15 protein-coding genes and 7 pseudogenes are annotated in these 21,563 nt (G+C 67.7%); 9 read left to right on the top strand and 13 right to left on the bottom strand.

Features of this window, described 5'->3' with window-relative positions:
• Positions 1–93 precede the first annotated feature (93 nt).
• Positions 94–453, top strand: a pseudogene (locus KUM44_RS44900) (ATP-binding protein); the annotation flags it as partial.
• 165 nt (positions 454–618) lie between these two features.
• Here KUM44_RS44900 and KUM44_RS44895 read toward each other — a convergent pair.
• Positions 619–1,188, bottom strand: coding sequence for a hypothetical protein (locus KUM44_RS44895; RefSeq protein ID WP_217215693.1), 570 nt, complete (start codon positions 1,186–1,188; stop codon positions 619–621).
• Positions 1,189–1,521: 333 nt separating this feature from the next.
• On the opposite strand from KUM44_RS44895, the pseudogene KUM44_RS46660 reads away from it, so the two are divergent.
• From KUM44_RS46660 to KUM44_RS44880, 3 genes and pseudogenes are all read left to right on the top strand, one after another.
• Positions 1,522–2,295 (top strand): annotated as a pseudogene (locus tag KUM44_RS46660) (ISL3 family transposase); the annotation flags it as partial.
• 493 nt (positions 2,296–2,788) lie between these two features.
• Positions 2,789–3,127, top strand: a complete 339-nt coding sequence (locus KUM44_RS44885) for a hypothetical protein (RefSeq protein WP_308402872.1) — start codon at positions 2,789–2,791, stop codon at positions 3,125–3,127.
• Positions 3,128–4,142: 1,015 nt separating this feature from the next.
• Positions 4,143–4,472: a PadR family transcriptional regulator gene (locus KUM44_RS44880; RefSeq protein WP_217215691.1), complete on the top strand. Its 330-nt coding sequence runs from the start codon at positions 4,143–4,145 to the stop codon at positions 4,470–4,472.
• A 31-nt stretch (positions 4,473–4,503) separates the two neighbouring features.
• Here KUM44_RS44880 and KUM44_RS44875 read toward each other — a convergent pair.
• Positions 4,504–5,047: pseudogene (locus KUM44_RS44875) on the bottom strand (transposase).
• Positions 5,044–5,583 carry a winged helix-turn-helix domain-containing protein gene (locus tag KUM44_RS44870; protein WP_217215689.1) on the bottom strand — a complete coding sequence of 180 codons (540 nt, stop codon included), beginning with the start codon at positions 5,581–5,583 and terminating at the stop codon, positions 5,044–5,046. The pseudogene KUM44_RS44875 and the gene KUM44_RS44870 overlap by 4 nt, the downstream one beginning before the upstream one ends.
• A gap of 499 nt (positions 5,584–6,082) precedes the next feature.
• Here KUM44_RS44870 and KUM44_RS44865 point away from each other — a divergent pair, with 499 nt between their 5' ends.
• The 3 genes from KUM44_RS44865 (at position 6,083) to KUM44_RS46655 (ending at position 11,865) form a co-directional block, all read left to right on the top strand.
• Positions 6,083–10,303 (top strand): AAA family ATPase, encoded by a 4,221-nt coding sequence (locus tag KUM44_RS44865; RefSeq protein WP_217215687.1) that lies wholly within the window; start codon positions 6,083–6,085, stop codon positions 10,301–10,303.
• A complete protein-coding gene (locus tag KUM44_RS44860; protein ID WP_217215685.1) occupies positions 10,300–11,193 on the top strand; it encodes a serine peptidase in 894 nt (297 codons plus the stop codon). The genes KUM44_RS44865 and KUM44_RS44860 overlap by 4 nt, the downstream gene beginning before the upstream one ends.
• A 492-nt stretch (positions 11,194–11,685) precedes the next feature.
• The gene (locus KUM44_RS46655) at positions 11,686–11,865 is read left to right on the top strand and encodes a hypothetical protein (RefSeq protein ID WP_254391031.1); all 180 of its coding nucleotides are present in this window, start codon (positions 11,686–11,688) and stop codon (positions 11,863–11,865) included.
• Between the two features lie 15 nt (positions 11,866–11,880).
• Here the strand turns inward: KUM44_RS46655 and KUM44_RS44850 are convergent, their stop codons facing one another.
• From KUM44_RS44850 to KUM44_RS44830, 5 genes are all read right to left on the bottom strand, one after another.
• Entirely contained in the window at positions 11,881–12,465 is a 585-nt protein-coding gene (locus KUM44_RS44850; RefSeq protein ID WP_217215683.1) for a hypothetical protein, read from the bottom strand.
• Positions 12,466–12,588: 123 nt separating this feature from the next.
• The gene (locus KUM44_RS47455) at positions 12,589–13,920 is read right to left on the bottom strand and encodes a 3'-5' exonuclease (RefSeq protein ID WP_217215682.1); all 1,332 of its coding nucleotides are present in this window, start codon (positions 13,918–13,920) and stop codon (positions 12,589–12,591) included.
• A gap of 96 nt (positions 13,921–14,016) precedes the next feature.
• Positions 14,017–14,379, bottom strand: a complete 363-nt coding sequence (locus KUM44_RS44840; protein ID WP_217215680.1) for a hypothetical protein — start codon at positions 14,377–14,379, stop codon at positions 14,017–14,019.
• Positions 14,380–14,527: 148 nt separating this feature from the next.
• Entirely contained in the window at positions 14,528–14,824 is a 297-nt protein-coding gene (locus tag KUM44_RS44835; RefSeq protein WP_217215678.1) for a hypothetical protein, read from the bottom strand.
• Complete coding sequence (locus KUM44_RS44830) at positions 14,788–15,423, bottom strand: hypothetical protein (RefSeq protein ID WP_254391037.1); 636 nt, start codon at positions 15,421–15,423, stop codon at positions 14,788–14,790. The genes KUM44_RS44835 and KUM44_RS44830 overlap by 37 nt, the downstream gene beginning before the upstream one ends.
• 229 nt (positions 15,424–15,652) lie before the next feature.
• On the opposite strand from KUM44_RS44830, the pseudogene KUM44_RS47920 reads away from it, so the two are divergent.
• Positions 15,653–16,132: pseudogene (locus KUM44_RS47920) on the top strand (Tn3 family transposase); the annotation flags it as partial.
• A 683-nt stretch (positions 16,133–16,815) separates the two neighbouring features.
• Here KUM44_RS47920 and KUM44_RS46640 read toward each other — a convergent pair.
• The 5 genes and pseudogenes from KUM44_RS46640 to KUM44_RS47910 all read right to left on the bottom strand — a co-directional run.
• A pseudogene (locus tag KUM44_RS46640) lies at positions 16,816–17,146 on the bottom strand (glycerol acyltransferase); the annotation flags it as partial.
• A 282-nt stretch (positions 17,147–17,428) separates the two neighbouring features.
• A pseudogene (locus KUM44_RS44815) lies at positions 17,429–18,562 on the bottom strand (IS630 family transposase).
• Positions 18,563–18,635: 73 nt separating this feature from the next.
• A complete protein-coding gene (locus KUM44_RS44810) occupies positions 18,636–19,367 on the bottom strand; it encodes an HAD family hydrolase (RefSeq protein ID WP_217215672.1) in 732 nt (243 codons plus the stop codon).
• Between the two features lie 926 nt (positions 19,368–20,293).
• Positions 20,294–20,647 carry a phosphatase gene (locus KUM44_RS47915; protein WP_374202137.1) on the bottom strand — a complete coding sequence of 118 codons (354 nt, stop codon included), beginning with the start codon at positions 20,645–20,647 and terminating at the stop codon, positions 20,294–20,296.
• Positions 20,586–20,756 carry a phosphatase gene (locus KUM44_RS47910; RefSeq protein WP_374202138.1) on the bottom strand — a complete coding sequence of 57 codons (171 nt, stop codon included), beginning with the start codon at positions 20,754–20,756 and terminating at the stop codon, positions 20,586–20,588. Before KUM44_RS47910 ends, KUM44_RS47915 begins: the two co-directional genes overlap by 62 nt.
• 252 nt (positions 20,757–21,008) lie before the next feature.
• Between KUM44_RS47910 and KUM44_RS44800 the strand changes: the two are divergent.
• A pseudogene (locus KUM44_RS44800) lies at positions 21,009–21,563 on the top strand (IS5 family transposase); the annotation flags it as partial.

The following is a 21,563-nucleotide window of genomic DNA, read 5'->3' as shown; positions in this document are numbered from 1 at the left end:
CTTCCTGCACACCTACAACCACCACCGCTGCCACACCGCACTCGGCGGCCACCCACCCATCACCCGCGTGAACAACCCTGCGGGTCAATACAGCTAGCCACCAAGCTCGTCAACGAGCTGGTCGAGGCCGCCGACGAGAAGCAACTGTCCAAGACGATCGCCCGCTACGGACGCGTCGACCTGCTCTGCATCGACGAACTCGGCTACATGGAGCTGGACCGGAGGGGCGCTGAGTTGCTGTTCCAGGTGCTGACCGAACGCGAGGAGAAAAACAGCGTCGCCATCGCCTCCAACGAATCCTTCAGCGGTTGGACGAAGACCTTCACCGACCCCCGGCTCTGCGCGGCCATCGTCGACCGCCTCACCTTCAACGGCGCGATCATCCAAACCGGCACCGAGTCCTACCGCCTCGCCCACACCAAAGCCCAGGCCCAGCAAGCCACCGCCACCTGACCGACGGCCCCGGGGGGGGCAAACCATGACAACCCGGGGACGCCATCACTGGCCGCGAGCCCCTACTCCCGCTCCTCTACTGATGATCTCTGCGTCGTGTCGTCGAACGACCGAACCAACCGCAGTTCAGGATCCATGCAGCCGCACGACATCACGCCCGGAATCTCAGTAACTGCTGCCGTCTGACTCCTCCCGCACGCTTCCCCCACGCTCGACACAGCCGGCCCACCAAGCGGCCACGGCCTTTCTGCTCTGCAGATGGACCAAGCGCACGTGGCCGTACTCAGGCCGGTCCAGCAACTCCGGAATCACCGAGCGGTACTTCTCAGGTTCGCGCCAGGCTGAGTGGAATAGCCGGTCGCGCCAGGCCGCCCGCAGCGATTGTCGGCAGCCGGGAAAGACATCCTCGCGTCGCACGAACTGCCGGACTGTCCTTCTGAGAACTCGTGAGAAGGAGACTCGTCGCGGCAGGTCAAGCCACACAACGGTGTCGGCTTGAGCCCACACCAGATCGGCAACCTGCCTGAAGTAGCTGCCTGCGATGATCCAACGCTCGTTGGCAAGCACCTTCTGCGTCCGCTCACGGAACGCGCTGAGGTCGACACGACTCCAAGCCGGCCCCCAGAACAGCAGGTCCAGGTCTGTGACCGGTGCCTCCAGAACCTCCCCGAGGCCCCTGGCCAACGTGGTCTTGCCGGACCCGGCAGCCCCCACCACCACGATTCGCTTGATCATCCGAATCAGGGTGCCAATGTCCCGGTTCCGAATCAATGCCCACAGCAGCGCCACTGGCCGCATCACCCCTCACACGCCATCCTCGCTCACACGCTCAAGGACGGCAGGCTGCCGAGTGAACGATCAAGCGATCAGCTACTGAGTGACGTCATTTCTCGGTTCTGGCACAGATCTTGGGGACCGGTCGCGGAGCGTCACTGCGGCGTTCGATTGCAAGAACCCGGATCCGCGCGAGACCGCGTACGCCTCCCCGCCTTGCAGCAGAGAGTGACGCTCCGTCAGGTCTGTGCTTGACCTCTCCGGTGACCGCAACGAGCGGTGACGGTGCTGGTCATGCAGGCCGACGCAACGTTCTGGGACTCGCTCGTGTTCGACGGAATCGACGGCGTGGAGGTCGAAGCGGTGACCGCCGCCTTCGGCACGGTCGACGTCACGGCGAGAGGCCGGGCAGCCAGGGCAGCATGTCCGGACTGCGGCCGCTTCTCGGACCGAGTGCACGACTCCTACCAGCGCAGACTGAAGGATCTGCCGCTCGCTGAACAAAGCGTCATGATCCATCTGACGGTCCGGCGCTTCATCTGCAGCACGGACGACTGCCCGCGTCGTACGTTTGCCGAGTCGTTCGCTCAGTTGACCGCCCCGTACGCGCGCTTCACCACGCGGCTGGGCCGCGTCCTGGAGCGTGTCGGGCTCGCACTCGCCGGACGGGCCGGCGCCCGGCTGACTGCCCAACTGGGTTTCCAGGTGGGACGGATGACCCTTCTGCGTAGGGTCATGGCGTTGCCTGACCCGCAGCTCAGCACGCCGCGTGTGCTGGGTGTGGACGACTTCGCCACCCGCCGGGGGCAGACCTACTCCACCGTCTTGACCTGCGGAGAGACCCATCGTGTGGTGGACGTGCTTCCATCGCGCGACTCCGGGCCGCTGGCCGCGTGGCTGGCCACCCATCCGGGTGTGGAGATCATCTGCCGGGACCGGGCGGGTGCCTATACCGAGGGCGCGCGACTCGGCGCTCCCGCCGCGATCCAGGTCGCCGACCGGTTCCACCTGTGGCAGGGCGTCGGCCGAGCCGTGGAAACCTGCGTCGCAGCCCACCGCGAATGCCTGAACGGACCAACAGCGCTAATACGAAAGGACGTCGCGGCGTCGCCCGACGACTCGGTGCGCGGCGGACCGGACGTTGATGGCCGGCGGGCCCAGCGCAAGAAGGCCGCGCACGCCCTGGTCCACGAGCTGCTCGCCCAGGGCCACTCCCGCAGGGCAATCGCCCGGCATCTGGGCTGGGGGCTCAACACCGTGCTGCGCTACGCACGTGCTGCCACCTGGCAGGACACCCTCCGGGAAATCCGTCTCCGGCCAAGTCGTCTCGACCCCTACAAGCCTCATCTGGAACGGCGGTTCGCCGCGGGATGCACGAACGTCACCCGCCTGCATCGCGAATTGACCGCCGAGAACGCGCCCGTCACCTACCAGATGGTCCGCGCCTACATTGCCACCCTGCGCGCCGCACCGCCGCAGGCGCCACCCCCGCCGCCGACCGTCAGGCGGGTCACGGGCTGGCTCACCCGTCACCCCTCACCTGGCAGGCCGTGGAACTGTAGTGGGCTCGGCGGTCTTCAGCCCCGACGGGCGCACCCTTGCCACTGGAGGCGATGGCGGTGCCACAGTGCGGCTGTGGGATACCGCCACCGGCCGGACGCGCGCCACTCTCACCAACCCCACGGGGGCGGCGGTGCACTCGATTGCGTTCAGTCCAGACGGGCACACTGTGGCCATCGCCGCCGGAAAGAACGTGCAGTTGTGGGATGTGCGACTGCACGGCCCAACCGATTCACAGCGCAAGATCTGCCGGGCCGTCGGCCGCAACCTCACGGCGGAAGAACGCGCAGCCTATCTCCCGGACTCGTCGCCGGACCCGGTGTGCCGGCCACCCGGGTAGCTCCCCGCAGCATCAGTAGGTGTTTTTGATCCCTGGCCGTGAGGTGCGTTCGCCTGGATGATCTGGGTTGTGGGGGCTGGCGGGACGGCTCGGCGGTACTGCCGGGAGTGTGGTGATCCGATGCCGCAGATGATGGCGGCGGAGGCGGTGTTCTGCTCGGGTCGGTGCAGGTCGCGGCGGTGGCGAAGGCTCCAGCAGACTCGGCAACGGGTGGCTGCGATGCAGCGGGGAGAGCGGGCGGAGTGCCCGGTCTGCGGGCAGTCGTGGACGGTGGGGGTGGAACGGTCGAGGGCCGCGGTGTACTGCTCGGACCTTTGCCGGGTGCGGGCCTGCCGTCAGCGGCGATCGTCGCTGACGGCGTTACGGAAACGCCATAGCCGAACGTCTCGCTAACACCTCGAACACCCCTCGTTTTGCAGGGCAGTTGGGGGTGATTCCTGAGCGCTTCGAGCGCCCCCGGTTCACGCTCTGTCCCGGCGTGTCGCGCGCGCGTCACGGTGGTAGTGACCGGGGGCTGGCGCCCCTTTTGATCGGTCACGTCGTGGTGGCCGGGCCGGACCGGGGCGAGGGCGGTGGTCATCATGACCGACGTTGCCGACCGGATCGGGAACGTCACCCGGCAGCGTTACGAACAGCTCGTCACCCAGGCGAAGGAACTGATCGCGTCTTTCCCCAACGGCGGCTCACCTCAGCCGTGGCCAGGATCGTTGCCGCAACGGGGCGCTCCTACAGCAGTGTCAACTTCGCCATCAACCAGCAGTCTGGTGTGAAGAGTCGAGTAGGGGCCCGAGGGGACGTAATTCGCCGAGCCACGTGGGTCGCCCAGTACGCCCAGTTGCGGTGAGAGCGGGTCCGTGACCTGTTGTGCTGCAGATCCAGTGTGCCGGACGTCCAACCTTGATGTGTCGTTGCGGTGGGCTTGGCCAGCCATGCTGCGTCCTGGGTGAGACCGCTGCATTAACTCTAGACAGCCCGTATATAGGCTATGTAGAGTACGAGTATGGGTAGTCCGCGAATGACCCTGCAGACCCAACTGGTACTGCGGGCCTTGCTGGAAGACCCCGCCAAAGAACGCTACGGCCTCGAGCTGTGCGAACTGGCGGGACTGCCGTCGGGCACGATCTATCCGATCCTCGCCCGCCTGGAACAAGTCGGCTGGGTGGACAGCACTTGGGAAGACCCCGCCGTTCACGAAGAAGCCGGCCGCCCACGCCGCCGCTTCTACCAGATCACGAAGGGCGGTGCCGAGCACGCGCGAGACGCCCTCGCCCGCGCCTACCGCGCCCGCAAACAGCCCCTGCCAGGGTGGGCCGCTCGTCCGATCGCTGACGGGGGAGCGTCATGAGGGCCCGGCGCCGGTTACTGACCTTGTCGGTTTAGCTTCGGGTGCCGGGGTTGAGGGTCAGGCCGGTTTCGGTGAGGCAGTCGTCGGTGAGTTCCGGGTGGCGCTGGATGTGAGCGAGGCCGCGGCGGAGGGTGCGGGTGAGGTGGTCAGGGTCGGTGAATGCGGTGTTGGCCATCGGGCCTCGCCGTAACAGGGACCAGACTCCTTCCACCGGGTTCAAGTCCGGGCTGGCTGTAGGAGGGGAGCTGGACGATCGTGAGCCAGTCGTGGTCTGCGGCGTAGTCACGCAGGCCAGCGGTGCGATGGGTGTTGAGATTGTCCCAGACGACGGTGATCGGGGCGCCGAGCTGCACGTGCGCGCGGACCAGGAGGTCGCGGTAGTCCTGCCAGGCGAAGCTCTTGCGTGCACCCTTCAGCAAGGAGTGGAAACGGGGCCGGTAGATCATCCGGGGCCTCTCGCCGGGCCGGTAGCAGCACATCGCGGCGACCGAGATCCGCCGCCGGGACCGGCCCCTCACTCTCGCCACGGGAGTCTGTCCGCGCCGGCCCCAGGTGCGGGCGCGTGGCTGTGTCATCGCGAATCCGGCCTCGTCCTCGAAGACGATCCATGCCCCGAGCGCCGCCGCGGTGTTTCCACCTGCGGCCACACGTCCTTCTTCCAGAGCTCGACCGCGTGCTCGTCACGTTCCAGCGCACGGCGGGCCGGGCTCTGCCAGGACCAGCCGTGGCGGTGCAGGAGCCGCCACACTCCCGCGATCGAGCAACTGACCTCGAACTGGCGGCCGATCAGCGTTCTGACACGTTCCAGAGTCCACCGCTGGTCTTCCCAGCCATGCGCGGCCGGGCCTTTGGCCAGCTCCTTTTCCAGCACGGCGAACCGCTCGTCCGACAGCTTCGGCAGTTTCGCGGGTCCCTTCGACTTCAGATCCTCCATGCCGCCTTCACGCCAGTTGCGGCGCCATTGCTCCACCGAACGCTCGCTCACCCGCAGGTCCTTGGCGATGACCGTATTCCTGTCACCTCGAGCGGACCTCCGCCCGGCCTCCAGCCGGATCCCTTCACGCGCAGCCCGCCGCTCAGCAGTCAGGCCCCCACCATCCGCGTACCGCATAACACCGGCATACCGCAGCAATCACCCAACGTCACCACCCGAAGGCAACCCGAAAAGGTCAGTAGCCAGGCACCCGGACTTTTCCTGTGATGGCGGCATCGGCATCGTGACCGATGCAAGCCGCATGCTTCTCGCCAAGCCGTCGTGTCCCGAAGTCCTTCAGGGGTTGACGTAGGGGGGTGATCGTCTGCCTCCCGTTCTTGATGATGTGGTCACCGGGACGGCTCGATGATGTCTATCGTCGATCCCGAGCCATTGATCACGTAGGTGGAGGACAGGGCAACGGCAGATGCGGAAGTTGCCAGCGCACGGGGAGCCTATGGAAGACGTGAGTGAGTTGCGGCGGCACGCGGTGCTGTCCTTAGGGATCGCCTTGACGCGTACCGAGGACGGTAACTCGCCGACGGATGGTTTGGATGTTCTGGAGGAAGCTCCCGCCCATGCCGGCAAGGTCGCAGAGGTCCTGACGAAGTTTCGGTACACGCCGTACCAGGCTGCGGTGCCGGACGGACCTGCCGACTATGGGGGCGTGGTCGAAGCGGCCGTGGTGGCCGAGGACGTCGACGTGCTGATCGTGCACATCGTCGGGCACGGCGAACTGGCCGAGGACCGCAGCGAGAAGCTGTACGTCCTGGACAGCGACGGAGAGCGCCTGAGCCGGCCGGTGGGCGGGTGGATCGATCTGATTGAGGATCACCCGAAGCGGCATCGGCCTCTGACGCTGTTCGTCTTGGACGTCTGCAACGCGGGAGAGGCCGCGGTGACCGCCTGGCATGCCCGGATGGAGGTGGGCCAGCGCCGGGCCTGGGTGCTTGCGGCGACCGGACCCAACGAGAGGGCGTTCGACTACCGGCTGAGCAAGGCCCTCGTACAGGTTCTGGAGAAGTACCTCGACCGGGGGTCCCGGTTCGACCCCTCCGTCCGGTACATCCCGCCGCCCACCGTTTGGCGGGACGTCGAACGCGCTGTGAAGGAACTGGCCGAGCAGGCCGACGGCTTGGAACAGAAGATCCAGACCAGCCGCGTTCCCGCGCATGAGGACCTGTCCCAGCTGCCGTTCTTCCCCAATCCCTCCTATGCACCAGGCAAAGGCCTGTTCGGCCGGCTCGCGGGCCTGCCACCGGAGATCGCCCGGCTGGCGGACTGGGCCGGAGACCCGCAGCACTTCATACAGCGCGCCAGCGGCGCCGAACCGGTGGACCGCCACTGGGCACCGGGCTACTTCAGCGGCCGTACAGCGCAGTTGGACACCCTGGCCCGCTGGCTCGATGAGGAGAGGGCCGGGCCGGGGGTGCGGGTAGTCACGGGCAAGCCCGGCGCGGGCAAGTCAGCGCTGCTGGGCGTCCTGGTCTGCGCGGCGCACCCGGCGCTGCGCCAACCCACCGAGTCCCTGTGGACGCGCCTGGACGATGCCGCCCCGGGGAAGAACGACCGGATCGCGGTGCTCCACGCCCGCCGCCTGTCCCTGAGCGATGTCGTCACCTCCCTCGCACGCCAACTGCGCCACATCCACGACCCGGGCGGCCGACCCGATCCTGGCGACACCCGCACGGAGACCACCGAGAAACCGGGGGACTACCTGATGGGCCTGCTGCCCGACGACGGACGGCCGGTCACCGTGGTCATCGACGCCCTCGACGAAGCCCTGCAGCCCCGGGACATCACCACGGAGCTCCTCCTCCCGCTCGCCCGGCAGGCCCAGCGGCCGGGGAGCCCGCTGCGGCTGCTGGTCGGCACCCGCGATGACGAACGCTTCCACGCCCTCCTGGCGCTGGCCCGGGATGCCGGTGGCTGCACGGACCTGAGCACCATTGCCCCCGACAGCGTCCGCCGGGACGTGACCTCCTACCTCAAACGGGTGCTTGCACCTGACGGCCCCTACGCCGGCGCCACCCAGCGGCCCCTCCGGGACGCCCTGGCGGAAGCCATCGCCGAAACGCTCACCGAACAGGGCCAAAACGGCGGACCGGCCCAGGACCCCCTCCAGTGGGGCGAGTTCCTGACCGCGGGACTGTACGCGCACTACCTCCTCCAGACCCCGGCCCCCAGCACTCCACAAGAGGCAGCACGGCAGGGCCGAGCCGTGCCCCGCAGCCTGCCCAAAGTCCTCGAACTCGACCTGCAACGCCATACCGCGCAGCCGCTGCTGCGCCCCGTGCTGACCGCCCTCGCCTTCGCGCAGGGACGGGGCATACCCGAAAGCCTCCTCGCCCACGCCGCCGCAGCCTTCACCCCTCCCTCCAGCAGCGCCCACCCCCTGCCCCTGCCGGACCTGTACGCGCTCCTCGACGGCGAAGCCCGCTTCTACCTGCGCCGCGACGTCGACGACGACGGCACCACCCTCTACCGGCTCTTCCACGAAGGCCTCGCCGACTGGCTGGTCAACCTGGAGAACCCACCGCCCGGCCCGATCGTCCCTGCGACGGATGCGCCCCCGCGCAATCCGGCAGAGCGCTTGTACGAGCGGCTCCTGGAGTGCCTGCCCCGAGACACCGAGGGCCGCGCACAGTGGCATCTGGCCGTCCCCTATATGCTGCGGCACGCCGCTCAGCACGCTGTCAACGCCGGGCGCCTGGACGAACTCCTCCAAGACGGCGGCTACCTCCAGCACGCCGACCCACACACCCTCCCCGACGCCCTCCAGTACGCCCGCTCCGAGCAGGCCAGGATCAATGCCGCGGTGTACCGATCGTCCTGGGACGTCCATCACACGCTGCCGCCCGCGGCGCGGCGCCAGATCCTGGCCCTGGACGGAGCCCGTTTTCGTAACCCGCTGCTGCAGGCCCAACTGCCGGGCGATACGGACTGGCACGTGCGCTGGACGACGGGCAGTCAGGTCTCCGCGGCCTTGGTCCGGACCCTTACCAGCCGCTCCCGCGGGGTATTGGCCATGGCGGTAGTGGAGTTGGGAAGGCGCCCGCATGCGGTCACTGGTGGCGACGGCGGGTCGGTGCGGGTGTGGGATCTGACCACCGGCATCCAGACCCGCGAACTGATCGGCCATACCGGCCGGGTAGTGGCGGTGGCGACGGTGCAACTGGACGGCCGCCCCCACGCCGTCACCGGCAGCGGCGGTGACGGGTCGGTGCGGGTGTGGGATCTGGCCACCGGAACCCAGACCGGTGTGCTGCCCGGCGTCGGCGGGGTGGTGGCGTTGGCGGTGGTGGAGTTGGAAGGCCGTCCTCTTGTGGTGACCGGCAGTGAGGACGGGTCGGCGCGGGTGTGGGACCCGGCCACCAGCCTCCCGACCGGTGAGTTCATCGACCGAACCTCGATCGGTAAGTTGAAGCGCAACCTCCGCACCGGTGAGTCGGAGATCAAGGCCTCGCTGCATGCGTTGGCAGCGGTGGAGTTGGATGGCCGACCGCATGTGATCGGTGGCGGATACTCCAGTCCGGCATGGGTGTGGGATCTGACCAGGGGCACCCAGCCCTACCTGCTGCCCGGCGACCGCTCGCTGCGAGCGGTGGTGGCGGTGGAGTTGGACGGTCGTCCCCATGCCATCACCAGCGGCTTCGATGAGTCGGTGCGGGTGTGGGATCTGACTGGCGGTATCCAGACCTGTGTACTGCCAGACACCGGCAGGGTGGCGGCGTTGGTGGCGGTGGAGCTGGACGGTCGTCCTCATGTGGTGACCGGCGGTGAGGACGGGTCGGTCCGGGTGTGGGACCTGACCACCAACGCCTCTACCTGTGTGCTGACCGGCCATACCGCGTGGGTGGAAGTCTTGGTGGCGGTGGAGTTGGACGGTCGTCCTGATGTGGTGAGCGGCTGCATGGACGGTTCATTGCGGGTGTGGGACCCGACCATTGGCGCTTTGACAGGTGAGCTGACCGCCCCCACCGGCAAGGTGTGGGGGATGACGGCGGTGGAACTGGAGGGCCGCTCTCATGCCGTCGTCGCCGATGATCAGGGGGCGGTCCGGGTGTGGGACGTGACGACTGGCGGCCTGGTTCGAGTCCTGCCCGGCATCCAGGGTGTGAAGGTGGTGGCGGTGGAGGAGTTGTGGGGGTGTCCGCATCTCGTCACCGCTGGCATCAGTGGGATGGTGCGGGTGTGGAACCTGGCCACCGGCACCCAGATTCGTGCGCTAACCGACACCATAATGGCGAATGCTATGGCGGTGGTGGAGTTGCGGGGGCGCCCCCACGCCGTCGCGGGGGGCTTCTCCGAGCCGGTACAACTGTGGGACCTGACGACCGGAACCCCGATTCGTGAGCTGCCCGGCCCCACCGAGGCGGTGGCGGTGTTCGAACTGGAGGGCCGCCCGCACGTCCTCATCGCCGACCCATACGGGTCGGCATCTCTGTGCGACCTGACCACGGGCACTCAGGTGCGGGTCCTGCCCGGCACCGGCAGGGTGTCGGCGATGGCCGTGTTCGAGCTGGCGGGGCGTCCCCATGCCATTATCTGCAGTGTTGTGGCGTTAGCGCAGGTGTGGGACCTGACCACTGGCCTTCAGGCACGGATCCTGCCCGGCACCGAGGGAGTGTTTGCGGTGGCGGTGTTCGAGCTGGGGGGCCGCCCCCACGCCATCACGGGCGGCATTGACAAGTTGGTGCGTGTGTGGGACCTGACTACCGGCGCCCTTCGAACCACATTCCACTGCCCCGCCGCCGTACTGGCCGTAGCCGTCACCCCCGACGCCGACGTCATCGTCGGCTTCGGCGACGAGGTCGCGGTCCTCAGCCTCGCTCCCCTGAAAGGCAAGCTTTCTTGACGTCCCCAGGCACCCCACCGCCACTACGAATCGTCGCCGTCCACGGCGTAGGCAACAACTTCGGCGCCGACATCTTTGGCACCCGCCTGGAGGAGCTCCGCGCGCTGAAGGCGGCAGCGTGGGGACGGCAACTCACTGAGGGCCTCGACACCCCCCCGGACCGAATCGACCTCGACTTCGCGTACTACGCGGACAAACTCCTCACTGCCCCCACAGCCCAGGGAGCACAGAACCAAGACTTCCTCGGCGACTCGCTCGCCCAACAGATGCTCGTCGCGTGGGCGCAGGCCCTGGGAGTCCCGGACGAGGTGTCGCAGGGCCACGCCACGGTGCCGCTGCGGGCGCTGTCATCCTGGGTGGCACGCAGGTTCGACCTGGCTGAGGGACCGCTACGTGTATTCTTGCGGATGCTGTTCCCCGAGGTTGCCGCGTACCTACGGACCGAGCACGCCCCCGAACGCACAGCGGTGCGCGAGGAGGTCGCCGCCCGTATAGCCAGGCACCAACCGCGTATCGTCATCGCCCACTCGCTCGGCTCTGTCGTCGCCTACGAGGCCCTGCACGCCCACCCGGAACTCCAGCCCGATCTCTTCCTCACCCTGGGCTCGCCTCTGGCGTTGCCCCGCGCGGTCTACGAACGCCTCATCCCCGCGCCCCGGCTCACCGGCCCCGCGCTACAAGGTGATCGCCTGCCAGGGAAGACCCGCTGGGTGAACATCGCGGACCCCGGCGACCCCGTGGCCGTCCCACCCCAACTCGGCCGGCACTTCGACGGGATCGCCCTGGACCACACCACCGTGATCAGCCCCCTCTTCCGCTTCCACCACGCGACAAACTACCTGCAGTCCGCGACGACAGCCGCCACCATCGCCCCCTACCTCGACATCTGACCTATCGGCGCCCTCACCACCGTGGCCCCACCGGCCGCGTCCGGGAACCGCCGACAACCTCGGCGCCGCACAGGCTTGGGGCGAGCGGCACCGACCTGGGCACCGAGGCCGGGAGGAGTAGGCGAGAGCCGAGCGGCAGGCCATCCGCGACCGCCTCAGCGAAGGACGATCACCGTCCGAGTGAAGCGCCCCGCGCCTCCGTGCACCACAGGTGTTGCACCCGCTATGGTCGTGCCAACCGCTTCTGAGCTGCGTGAACTTGAACCGCACGCTCGCGGCGCCCCGGAGAATGGTCGGGGACTTCGACTGCTCGGGTGAGGACGTTGAACGCGACTGGGTGGCGCGCACACGCTGCTGGAGCCGGGTGCGGCGCGTACTGCTCACCTACGACCAGTCATCAACGAGTACGAGCTCCCCGCGACCGAGGGAAAACGCCGCGACCCGAGATGGCCGGCCTTTGCCCGCCGCTACGGCTTCGACATCGACCACCCCGTGCAGTGGGAGGTCGAAGCCCTCGAGCCAGAGGAACTCCAGCGCCTGGTGCTCGCCGCCGTCGATCCGTACATCGACCGCGACGTCCTCGCCAAACAGATTGTTCGTGAGGAACAGCAACGCCGCGCCCTGTCCGACTTCCTCGGAGGCTGGGGCGCGGCGGGCGGAGCGTCGTCGTAGCGCTGAACCGGGGGCCTACTCGGAAACGCCCTGCCGGGCCTTCTGCAGTTGGCGTGCACGGTCGACCTGTTCACGAATCAGACCAGTGAACACCTTGTCCGGGTCGTACGGTCCGGCGATGTCGCGGGCGAGTCTGGCTACCAGGATCGTCAGGACCGTCACCAAGTCAGCGCTTCCTACGGGCCCGCGGGCGAGAACCAGAGCACGGGCCGCGTCATCGAGCCGGTCAAGGGTGGACTCGTCGGCGAGGCTCAAGCCGAGCTGGTCCGCCATTACGTGGCGGACGATCGCCACGGTGTCACCGAGAGGCTGGTCGATGTTGAACTGCAGGCGCGCCGCGTAGCTCTCCTTGAGGATCGCCGGGAGCTGCGGCGGGATCACTCCTTCCTCCCTCCACTGCTGATAGGGGAGCGGTCCTGCGGCATCACGGCGCGCACGGTGGTGATCGGTGGAGTTGCCGGCCGCGGTGCGGCAGGCGCGGCCGACGGCCGCACCACAGTTCGGGCAGACCACGTTCCGATACCAGGCTCGGACCCGCAGCCCCAGTTCGCCGGAACCCGTCTTCGGGCTCTGCTGCTCCCACTGGTCAGCCTGAGTCACGACACCTCCGGTAACTGCGTGGCCGTCGGGGCCAGTTCGATGGGTTTCATGCGCTCCTCCAGCGGCAGAGGGACGGGCAGGAGATCACCCTAGGGCCTGGAAACCGAGCGTGACCTGTCGTTGTCACGCTGCGGCAGCCTCCGTGTGGACGAAGGGGTTGGGGTAGGCGGCCATCTCCTCCAGCCGCCGGATCACGGCACGGGTATCGTCCAAGGCCCGGTGCCCGCCGCGCAGCTTCTGCCAGGTGTAGCTGCCGAAGTAGTCGTGCCAGTCGCCGTAGAAGGCGGCGTACTGCTCCATCGCGCACTCCTCCCACTCCTGCGCGTCCAGCCAAGCCTGCGCGGCCGCGTGCCGGTGGCCGCCATAGCGGGGGTGCTTGGTGAAGTCGACCGTGCCCAGGGTTTGGTGGTGAAGGTGGAGCTCCCACAGCAGTCGGCCGGTGTCGTAGTCCCGGTTGTAGATCACGATCCGGCGCCCGGCGAGGGCCTCGGTGAGGCGGGGGAGGATCTCGGAGAAGGTGGGCGCGTCTTCGACCATGGCGTCGGTGATGCCGTGAATCGCCGTGGCCTCCGCCGGGATCGGCTCGCCGCCGGGGTTGAGCAGCGTGTCGAGCAGCACCGTCCCGGACACCGTGGTGACGGCGATCTCCACGATCCGTGACGTCGCGGTCAGGCCGGTCGTCTCGGTGTCCAGGACCGCGTACGCGTCCGGGTCGGCGAGGATCTTCTGCGCCCACGCGATGACCGGCCCGAGGTCGTCCCACCGGGCACGGTCCGCCCGACGCTGCGCCTCCGCGCGCTCCTGCTCGATCTCCTGGTCGCACGGGGTGCAGTGCCGGTCGGCCATCGCCTGCTCGCGCTCGCTCATCGCCGCCCACACAGCGCGCGGGTACAGCTGCACCAGGCACCGCCGGCAGGCACGCTCCATCAGCGACCGCGCCACCTGCCGCCCTCGCTCGAGGCGTTCGTCGCACGCCAGGCACATTCCGTCGCCGTAGCTCCTGGCCGGTGCCGGGGTCCGGAAGACGGTGCCGCAGTCCTGGCACGTCCGGCGCCGCAGATCGGCCCGGCGCCGTGCCGCCCGGTCCTCGCACACGCCGCACATCCCCCACACCGGTACCGGGAACACCTCGCCGCAGTCGGTGCAGGTACGCCGCTGCTGCATCTGCCGGCGCTGCAGAGCCGACAGAGGCCGCATCTTCACCGACTGCTCCGGGTCCCACAGAGCGATCCGGGTCCCGTACCAGTGGGCGTAGACGTACGCGACCGGCCGCTGGTTCGCGGAGGGCTTGCGCCGCACCCGGCTCAGCTGGGCTTTCGTCCGCAGGAACGCCAGTGCCTGGCCGCTGACATACACCGGCACACCGTCCTTGAACCTCACCGGCCTGCCCCGGGCTGCCCGGTCCGGGTCGACGTCGTCCTCCTGGCCCGCTGACGCGGCCAACACCTCGTTCACGGCTTACCTCTGTCCTGTCGCATTCGATCTGGCAGGTGGCGAAGCCCTGACCTGCAATGTTGCCAGATCGCAGGGGAAGGCGACGTCGTGTTGTTCTCAGTTGAGTTGGCTTTCGCGGAAGCTGATTTGGGGGTTGCAGAGGTGCTGGAAGAGAGGGTCCTGGACGCCCAGCGCGGTGTAGTTCCGTGAGAGCCGACGGCTGAGCTCTGCGGTCGTTGCCAGGTAGAGGTCCTTCCGCTCGATGCTGTGTTCAGGCGGATCGAGGACGAGCTCTGCCAGCACGACGGTTTCAGGGAAGGCCGCCAGGCGGCGTTGATCGGAAGTCGGGACTGCCCGGCTGACCGGTTCTGCGGCGATGTGGCCGAGCCGTCGGGCCCACTCGTCCCAGACGTTGATCGGGGTGCTGTGTAGTGCCCATTCGTCGACGATCTTGTGGGCGGTGTCGAGAGCCTTCGCCATGCTCGGGGGCGGGTGGCGACGGGCGAGACGATCGAGTCGATGCTGTGCCCGGAGGGCTTCCGGCAGCCGTGACAGAGGAAGATCATGGGTGGTCCGTGTCCACGCCCGGTGGCGGGAACAACCCATTGGTGAACGGGGTTGAGTGTGATCACCATCGGTGCTTCCGGATGCGTCGGGCCATGCAGGACCGGCAGCGGCGGCCGATGATGCCGACGCGACGCTCACCGGGAGCCAGGTTGAGGAAGTCCGCGAGAGCCGGGAGAGCCTTGGCGAGCTGTTCCGGCGGGCGGCCGGTGAGGACGGCCAGGGCATGAGGGGACCGTGCCGTCCATCGGGCCGTGGTGTTGCTGAGCGGCGAGAACTCTGGTGGCAAGGGTGCGATGAGCTCGGCGAGTGCGGGACGGTTGTTCACGATGGCCAATCGGTGCAAGTAGGAGCCGAGCATCTCGCCCTGAACGGGTCCCAAGGACACTGGTAGTGGCCTGAGTTGGTCATGCCGCATCGGCATCCGGCCTTCTGCGGCGCGGTGGGCCTGCGGGTCTTGCGGCGTTCGGTTCGTGCGGCTTCGGCAGCCTGGTCGACTTCGATGGCCTCCAGGGTCTTGCGGGTGGTGGCCTCGCTGCCGCTGATGATCGCTTCGCTCGCGGCGCCGCGGATGAGCTGGGAGAGGCTGCCGATCGCGCCGTCAGCGCGTTCGTGTAGGTAGCGGTCGAGTTTGACGAGGCTTCCGGGCTTGTGCCGGTGCAGTTGCAGGGTGTCTTCCAGCGAGGCGATCAGGCTCCCCCAGTCCTGTCGCTGTGCGACGGTGCCGTGGGCGAACGGTTCGGTTTCGGTGACCGTGTAGCGGCCGGCGATCTGCTGTCCCCGGATGCCGTTGAACAGGCCGCTGCCCGCGACGTCGATGCCGGCGAGGACGAAGGTGGCCGGGATCCGTTCGGATAGGTATTTGAGCTGGTCGGATGCTTCGGCTCCGGCACGGGTGGCGAGGTTGAGGTTGTGGATCTCGTCGACCAGGGCAAGTTCGACGCGCATCCGGATCAGCAGGTCGCAGACAGCATTGGTGATGGAGGTCTGGGTCTCGCCGCGGGCGATGGGCAGGCCCAGGAAGGAACCGGGCGAACTCGATGGCGAGCATCTTCGGTGTGGCCCCTGGCGGGACGGTCACGTAGACGACCGGCAGACGGCCTTCGGCGGCCGGGCCGAGCCGTTGGCGGACCAGGAGTTCGTGGTTGCGGCCGAGTTGGGTGATAGCGGTGGTCTTGCCTGTGCCGGCCTGGTGGCGCTGCTGGAGACGCCGGAGGGCAGGCGGTACTCGTACCTGGAGACCTTCCGCCGGCCGCCGACGAAGACCACGGGCACGGCGATGAAGCGGGCGCTGGAGCGGGTGGACGAGATCGCCGTGTACCGGTTGGGGCGGGTGAAGCTGGACAAGCTCCCGCCGAACCGGCTCGCGGCGCTGGCCCGTTACGGCCTGGGGTCGAAGGCGACGAGCCTTCAGCGGGCGAGCGAGCCGAAGCGGACCGCGATGCTGACGGCGGTGATGCGGCACCTGGAGGCCAAGGCCATCGACGACGCGCTGGAGCTGTTCACGGTGCTGATGGCGACGAAGCTGATCAGCACCGCGAAGCGGCTCACGAACAAGGACCGGCTCTCCACGCTGCCGCAGCTGGAGAAGGCGTCCCGCATCACGGCCGACTGGGCACGCCAGGGCGAGATCGTCACCGTCAATGAACAGGCCGCCGTCGTCGAACTTGACGACGGTCACCGCCAGGAACTCCCGCTCGACGAACTCACTCCCGCCTGAGAGCTCAGCGGCCCGATCACGGCCAGCCAGTCAAAACTTCTGACAGCAACACCGGTTTCCTGGTCCGTTCCTACTCGGCCCCGGGGATCCACGACCATGATCAATCTCAGCGCCAACCGCTGTACCGATGTTCCCCAAGCCTGTACTTCGCGCTGTGTTCCTCATGCGTCACGGGAACATCATCCTGCGCGCGCCCTGCTGGGCAGGGGCTGGACCTCGCCGATCAGCGTGGGTTCCGTGGTCTTGCGTCGGCTCCCCGCGCCCGTGAGACGCCGCGTTTTTGTGAACGCGTGCACAAAGATGGTGTCCGATTTGCCCGGCCAACGTGACCGGGGTCACGCACCCCTGGGCGCACTGATACGGAAGCGGGCCACAAGCACCACCGCTCCCTTCTTCTGGGGGCAAATCGCACACTCTCCTTTAACGATCCCCGCCCCCGAGACCAGGCGCCGTCGATCCTAAGCACGAGGTTCCGGACGACTTGGACTACTCAGTCAGTGCCTTGCGTGACGACTGAGCGAGGCGCGCCGTCTGATGGAGCGCGGCCGCCGCGGCGGCCACCTCGATCACGAGGCCCTCGGCGAGATCCGCCGCACTTTGTCGGGCATGACGCGCGACGTGTCCGAGGGCCACGGGATGTTCTCGAAGCCCTTCACCTCGACCCGGAAGTACTTCTCGTACACCGGCCGCAGCAGGGACATCAGGACCTGGTCGGTCAACTCCGCGCGAGACGCGCCGCTCCAGACCGCCGTCGTCCTGCGGCCGCCGGAGCGGCTATTCCTCATGCGTCACGGGAACATCATCCTGCGTGCGCGCCCTGCCGGGCAGCGGCTGGACCTCGCCGACCAGCGCGGGCTCCGTGGTCTTGCGTCGGCTCCCCGCGCCCCGGCGCCGCAGCGGCCGCTGTACGGCATTCCCGTGGGACCGGTCGTCGTCGAACGGAATGACCTTGGCATCCGCCATTGTTGATGCGCTGCTGAGTTGGCACTTTGCGTCGGGAGGTGGCCGCTGCCCAGGACGGGCAGCGCGGCGATCCGGTCGACCGGGCCGCCTCGACCTTGCCCAAGATCTGCGCCTTCCTTTCAAAGTGGCCGAGCACGCAGTCGTCCCCGATCCTGGCGTGACTGCGGACCAGGCTCTGGTGGCCGATCGCGGTGTTCGCGCAGATCTCGCATCCATAGACGATCGCCTTGGCCCGCAGGGTGCTGTTCAGCGACACCGTGTACCGGTACATCTAGTGCCGCATCAGGCAACGTTCGCCCTGTTGACGACCTCGCGTAGGCGCTGGTCCTGGGCGTGCTTGTTTCGCCAGATGATGTAGCGGCGGATCATGCTGCCCTGTTCCTTGTGGCTGGCGTGATCGGTGCCGTCGAGGGTGAAGTAGCGAAGGGCGGTGAACTGGGCCTCGATGCGGTTGAGTCAGGAGCTGTTGGTCGGGGTGTAGGCGATCTCGACGTTGTTGGCTTTGGCCCAGTCCGCGACCCGGCGGCAGCGCTTGGTGGTCAGATGCGGTGAGTAGTTGTCGCAGACGATGGCGGTACGCACGTCGGCCGAGTGGAGGCTGCGTAGGTAGCGGCAGAACTCCAGGAACTTGGAGCGGTTCTTGGTCTTCTTGATGTGGCCGTAGAGCCGGTCTTTGCCCAGGTCGTAGGCGGCGAACAGATGCCGAACGCCGTGGGGTCGGGTGTAGGTCGCGCGGCGCCGGGGCCGGGGCTCCCGTTCTGGGTCTTTGTGCTTGCCGCCGCGTTCGGCCCACTGCCGTCCCGGGTGGGGCTGGAGGTTGAGCGGGCCAAACTCGTCCAGGCAGAAGATGACTTCGGGCTCTCCGGGCTCGGGTATGACCTCGCCGTCGGCGATCGCGTAGAGGTGCTCAACCCGGGCCTTCTTGGTGGCGTAGCCGGGGTCTCGGGAGGCCTTCCAGGTCTTCACGCGTTGAAAGGAGACGCCCTCCTCGCGGAGCAGGATCCGAAGGCCCTCGTGGCTGATGTCGTCGACCACCCCCTCGGCGACCAGGAAGTCGGCCAGTTTGGCCAGGCTCCAGGTTGAGGAGGGCAGGCCGTGCTCGGCCGGCTTGGACTTGGCGATCTTCTTGATCTCGCGCCGCTCGGGCAGGGTGAAGGTCCTGGGTCGCCCGCCCTTGTACTTCGGGTAGAGCGCCTCGAAGCCGTCGGCGTTGAAGTCGTGGATGACATCGCGGACCCGGTCCGGGCTGGTGAACGTCACCTCAGCGATCTTCGCTACGGGCATGCCCTGCGCGGACAACAGCACCATCTGCGCGCGCCGCCATGTCACCACCGAGCCAGTGCCCCTGCGGATGATCTGCAGCAGCCGCCGGCCCTCGTCGTCATCGATCTCACGAACCCGTACTTGTTCTGCCACTTGCTCAGCTTGACGGGCCGACACCGAACCGGCGATCACCAAGGAAACGAGTCACTGTGACTACTCCGGGCCGTCAGGCGTTCGTGTGTGACAGGTGGTCGGGAAGGTCGGTGAGCTGTTCGATGCGGAGCACTGCCTCGACTGTCGTGGACGATGGTTTACCGGTGACGAAGTCGATGCCGCGGTCCAGCCAGATGCCGGTGAGCCCGGCACGGGCGGCTGCGTTTACGTCGCTTTCCAGCATGTCGCCCACGTTGACCGCCTGCGCGGGGTCCGTACGCATCCGCCGGCAGGCGATGGCGTAGGCGACGGGCTTGGCCGCACCGAGCTCGGTCGGGGTCAGGACGGCTTCGAAGTATTCGAGGAGGCCGAAACGGGCGAGCTTGGCGCGCTGCTGCTCGGGGTCTCCGTTGGTGAGAACAGCCAGACGCGGTCCTCGGGGCAGCCGTTTCAGAGCCTCCAGGCATGGATGGACATCGGGATAGCACTGCCAGGACTCCTCGAACACGGTGAGGTAACGCTCGGCGATCCAGGCGTCCAGAAGGTCGGAACTTGTCGGAACCGGCTCGCCGAGCATCGGCAGGAAGGAACGGAGCCTGCGTCGATGGTGCTCAGCGAAGGAGCACTGACCGGCCAGGTATTCCCGCATGTGGCGCGCCTCCAGCATCCACCACAACGCCGCCAGCTCCTCCGGTGGAGCCGTCGCGTTCGGCGCGGCCTGGACGATCTGGCCGATCGTTTCGAAGACCGCGCTTCGATGATCGACCAGGGTGCCGTCCAGGTCGAAGAAGATCACATTCGCCACACGGTGATCATCTCGTGGGGCATGTCCCGGGCGCCAGAGGGCAGGCACCGCGACCTTCCACTCGGGACGGTTCCCCAGGTGGTCACAACAGGGCGAACGTTGTCTGATGCGACACTAGCAGAGGGCGTCTGGTGCCCACGTAGCTATGTCTTGGTGGAGAGGCGGTCAGCCACGACCGCAGGGGCGTCGACGAACAGGGGCGGTCGCACCTGCGCCGGCGGGAAGCGTGCTGGCTTAGCCGCCGACGCCGCGCGAAGCTGCTCAGGTGCCGGACGGCAGCGACCAGGGCCGGTCGTCGCTACGAGATGGATCACCTCCAAAGGGGCCCGATGTCGTAACCGATACAGTCGGCGCCGAGGGAGCCTGAGTCGCCTCCCGCTTGGCCTCCTGCGCGCCGACCAACAGGTAGAACGCTGCGAGTACGCCGCATCCGACGAGGACCGCCGAGCCCAGCCGCTCGTTGCGGTAGGCCGTCATTCCTGCCAGGCTGACTAGTGATAGGGCCACAACGGCCGTGAGGGGCATACGTGTCCTTCCGTTGACGCCCGGCCGTCGTGTACCGCCAAGTCCCCGACGGCCGGGCGTACCTGTGTTGCCGGTCCACAACGGTCGCCGGCATGTTTCAGCGGGTGGTTTTGCCGCTCTGCGTGTGCAGTGAGTTCACACTGGCCGCACATCAGCGTGTTTCCGCAGGTTATCTGCGATGCGCACGGCTTTTGATGTAACCCACTACACCCCTGACGTAGAGCGGCACCTTTCGTTTCCACGGACTTCCTGATCTTCGAGCGAACTACTGGCCATCACTGCGCTGAGCGCAGAGCCGCCGCGTGAGATGAGTGCGCCCTCGACCTGCGGTTCCTTGCGTCAACTCTCCCCAGGCTAGGGGCCGTTGATGCGAGTGGGGAAGAGGTGCACCCATCGGCGGCCTACTGTGACAGACACGCTCGATTGAGTACGTAGCGGGTAAGCGGCCGGTAGTAATCAGACCGCACGGTGTCATCAAGTGGAACGACGACGGACACGAGCCCCTCGGCCTCCCGCACAAAGAGCGCGGGGCCATTCGTATCGGCCAGCCCAATGGCCTCAAACCCCAGGTGACCTGCCCGGCAGACCCAACCGTGATCCCCGATCACCAGCTCCGGCAACGGCCCGCTGGCCTCCGCCGCAGCGGCCAGCGCGGTGCGAACCGGGAGCGGCGAATGCGTGTGTGTGCCGGTCTCACGCCCGGTGCTCGGAGCGCCACGTTTCCCGCACCAACGCGACTCCTCGTACGTAGCCAAGGCTGTACGTGCATAGATCGAACAGGGTCGTTATATCGACACAGCGACCTTGCGCCGGCGTGAGGACCGTACATCCCGTCGCCGACAACACGTCCGCCAGGCGGCGCAGAAGCCGAGCAGCCGGTGTGGGTGGCTGGCCCGAGGAGTACAGGGGCGCTGCGCTGGGTGGCCGCGGCGAGACGATCCGCGAAGCAATCCTTCGGGGCCCTCAGGAGTCGGCTCCGGATCGATCACATCATGGCCGGCGACATGCTGCGGATCGGCCGAAACACCGCACTTAGACGTCGTCTCATTTGGAGCGCTGGGTAGTCTGCACCGTGTGATGATGGTCGAGCGCATGGTCCCGGACGAGTTGTGGTAGCTGTTCCAGCGGGTGGTCCCACCTGCACCATCGCGGCCGCAGGGCGGCGGTCGGCGGCGATACGGAGATCGCGAGGTGTTGGCCGCGATCATCTTCGTGGCCACGACAGGCTGTACCTGGCGGCAGTTGCCGCCAGTCTTCGGCCCCTCAGGGCCGACCGCGCACCGGCGCTTTACCGAGTGGAGTGCCGCCCGGTCTGGGCGAAGCTGCACCGCCTGATCCTCGACGAGCTGGGTTCGCGCGGAGACCTGGACTGGTCTCGCTGCGCGATCGACTCGGTGAACATGCGGGCCCTGAAAGGGGGGAGCTGACAGGTCCGAATCCTGTCGACCGGGGCAAGAAGGGCTCGAAGATCCACTTGATCACCGAGCGGACCGGTTTACCCCTCTCGATCGGGATCTCCGGCGCGAACGTGCACGACAGCCAGGCACTCGAACCGCTCGTGCGCGGCATCCCGCCGATCCGCTCCCGCCGCGGCCCGCGCAGACGACGCCCCGCCAAGCTGCACGCGGACAAGGGCTACGACTACGACCACCTGCGCCGATGGCTGCGCAA

The sequence above is a fragment of the Streptomyces sp. AC550_RSS872 genome (assembly GCF_019049285.1).
GTDB lineage: Bacteria > Actinomycetota > Actinomycetes > Streptomycetales > Streptomycetaceae > Streptomyces.
Note: the sequence above shows the minus strand (reverse complement) of the source record. Positions and strands in the feature narration are given on the sequence as shown.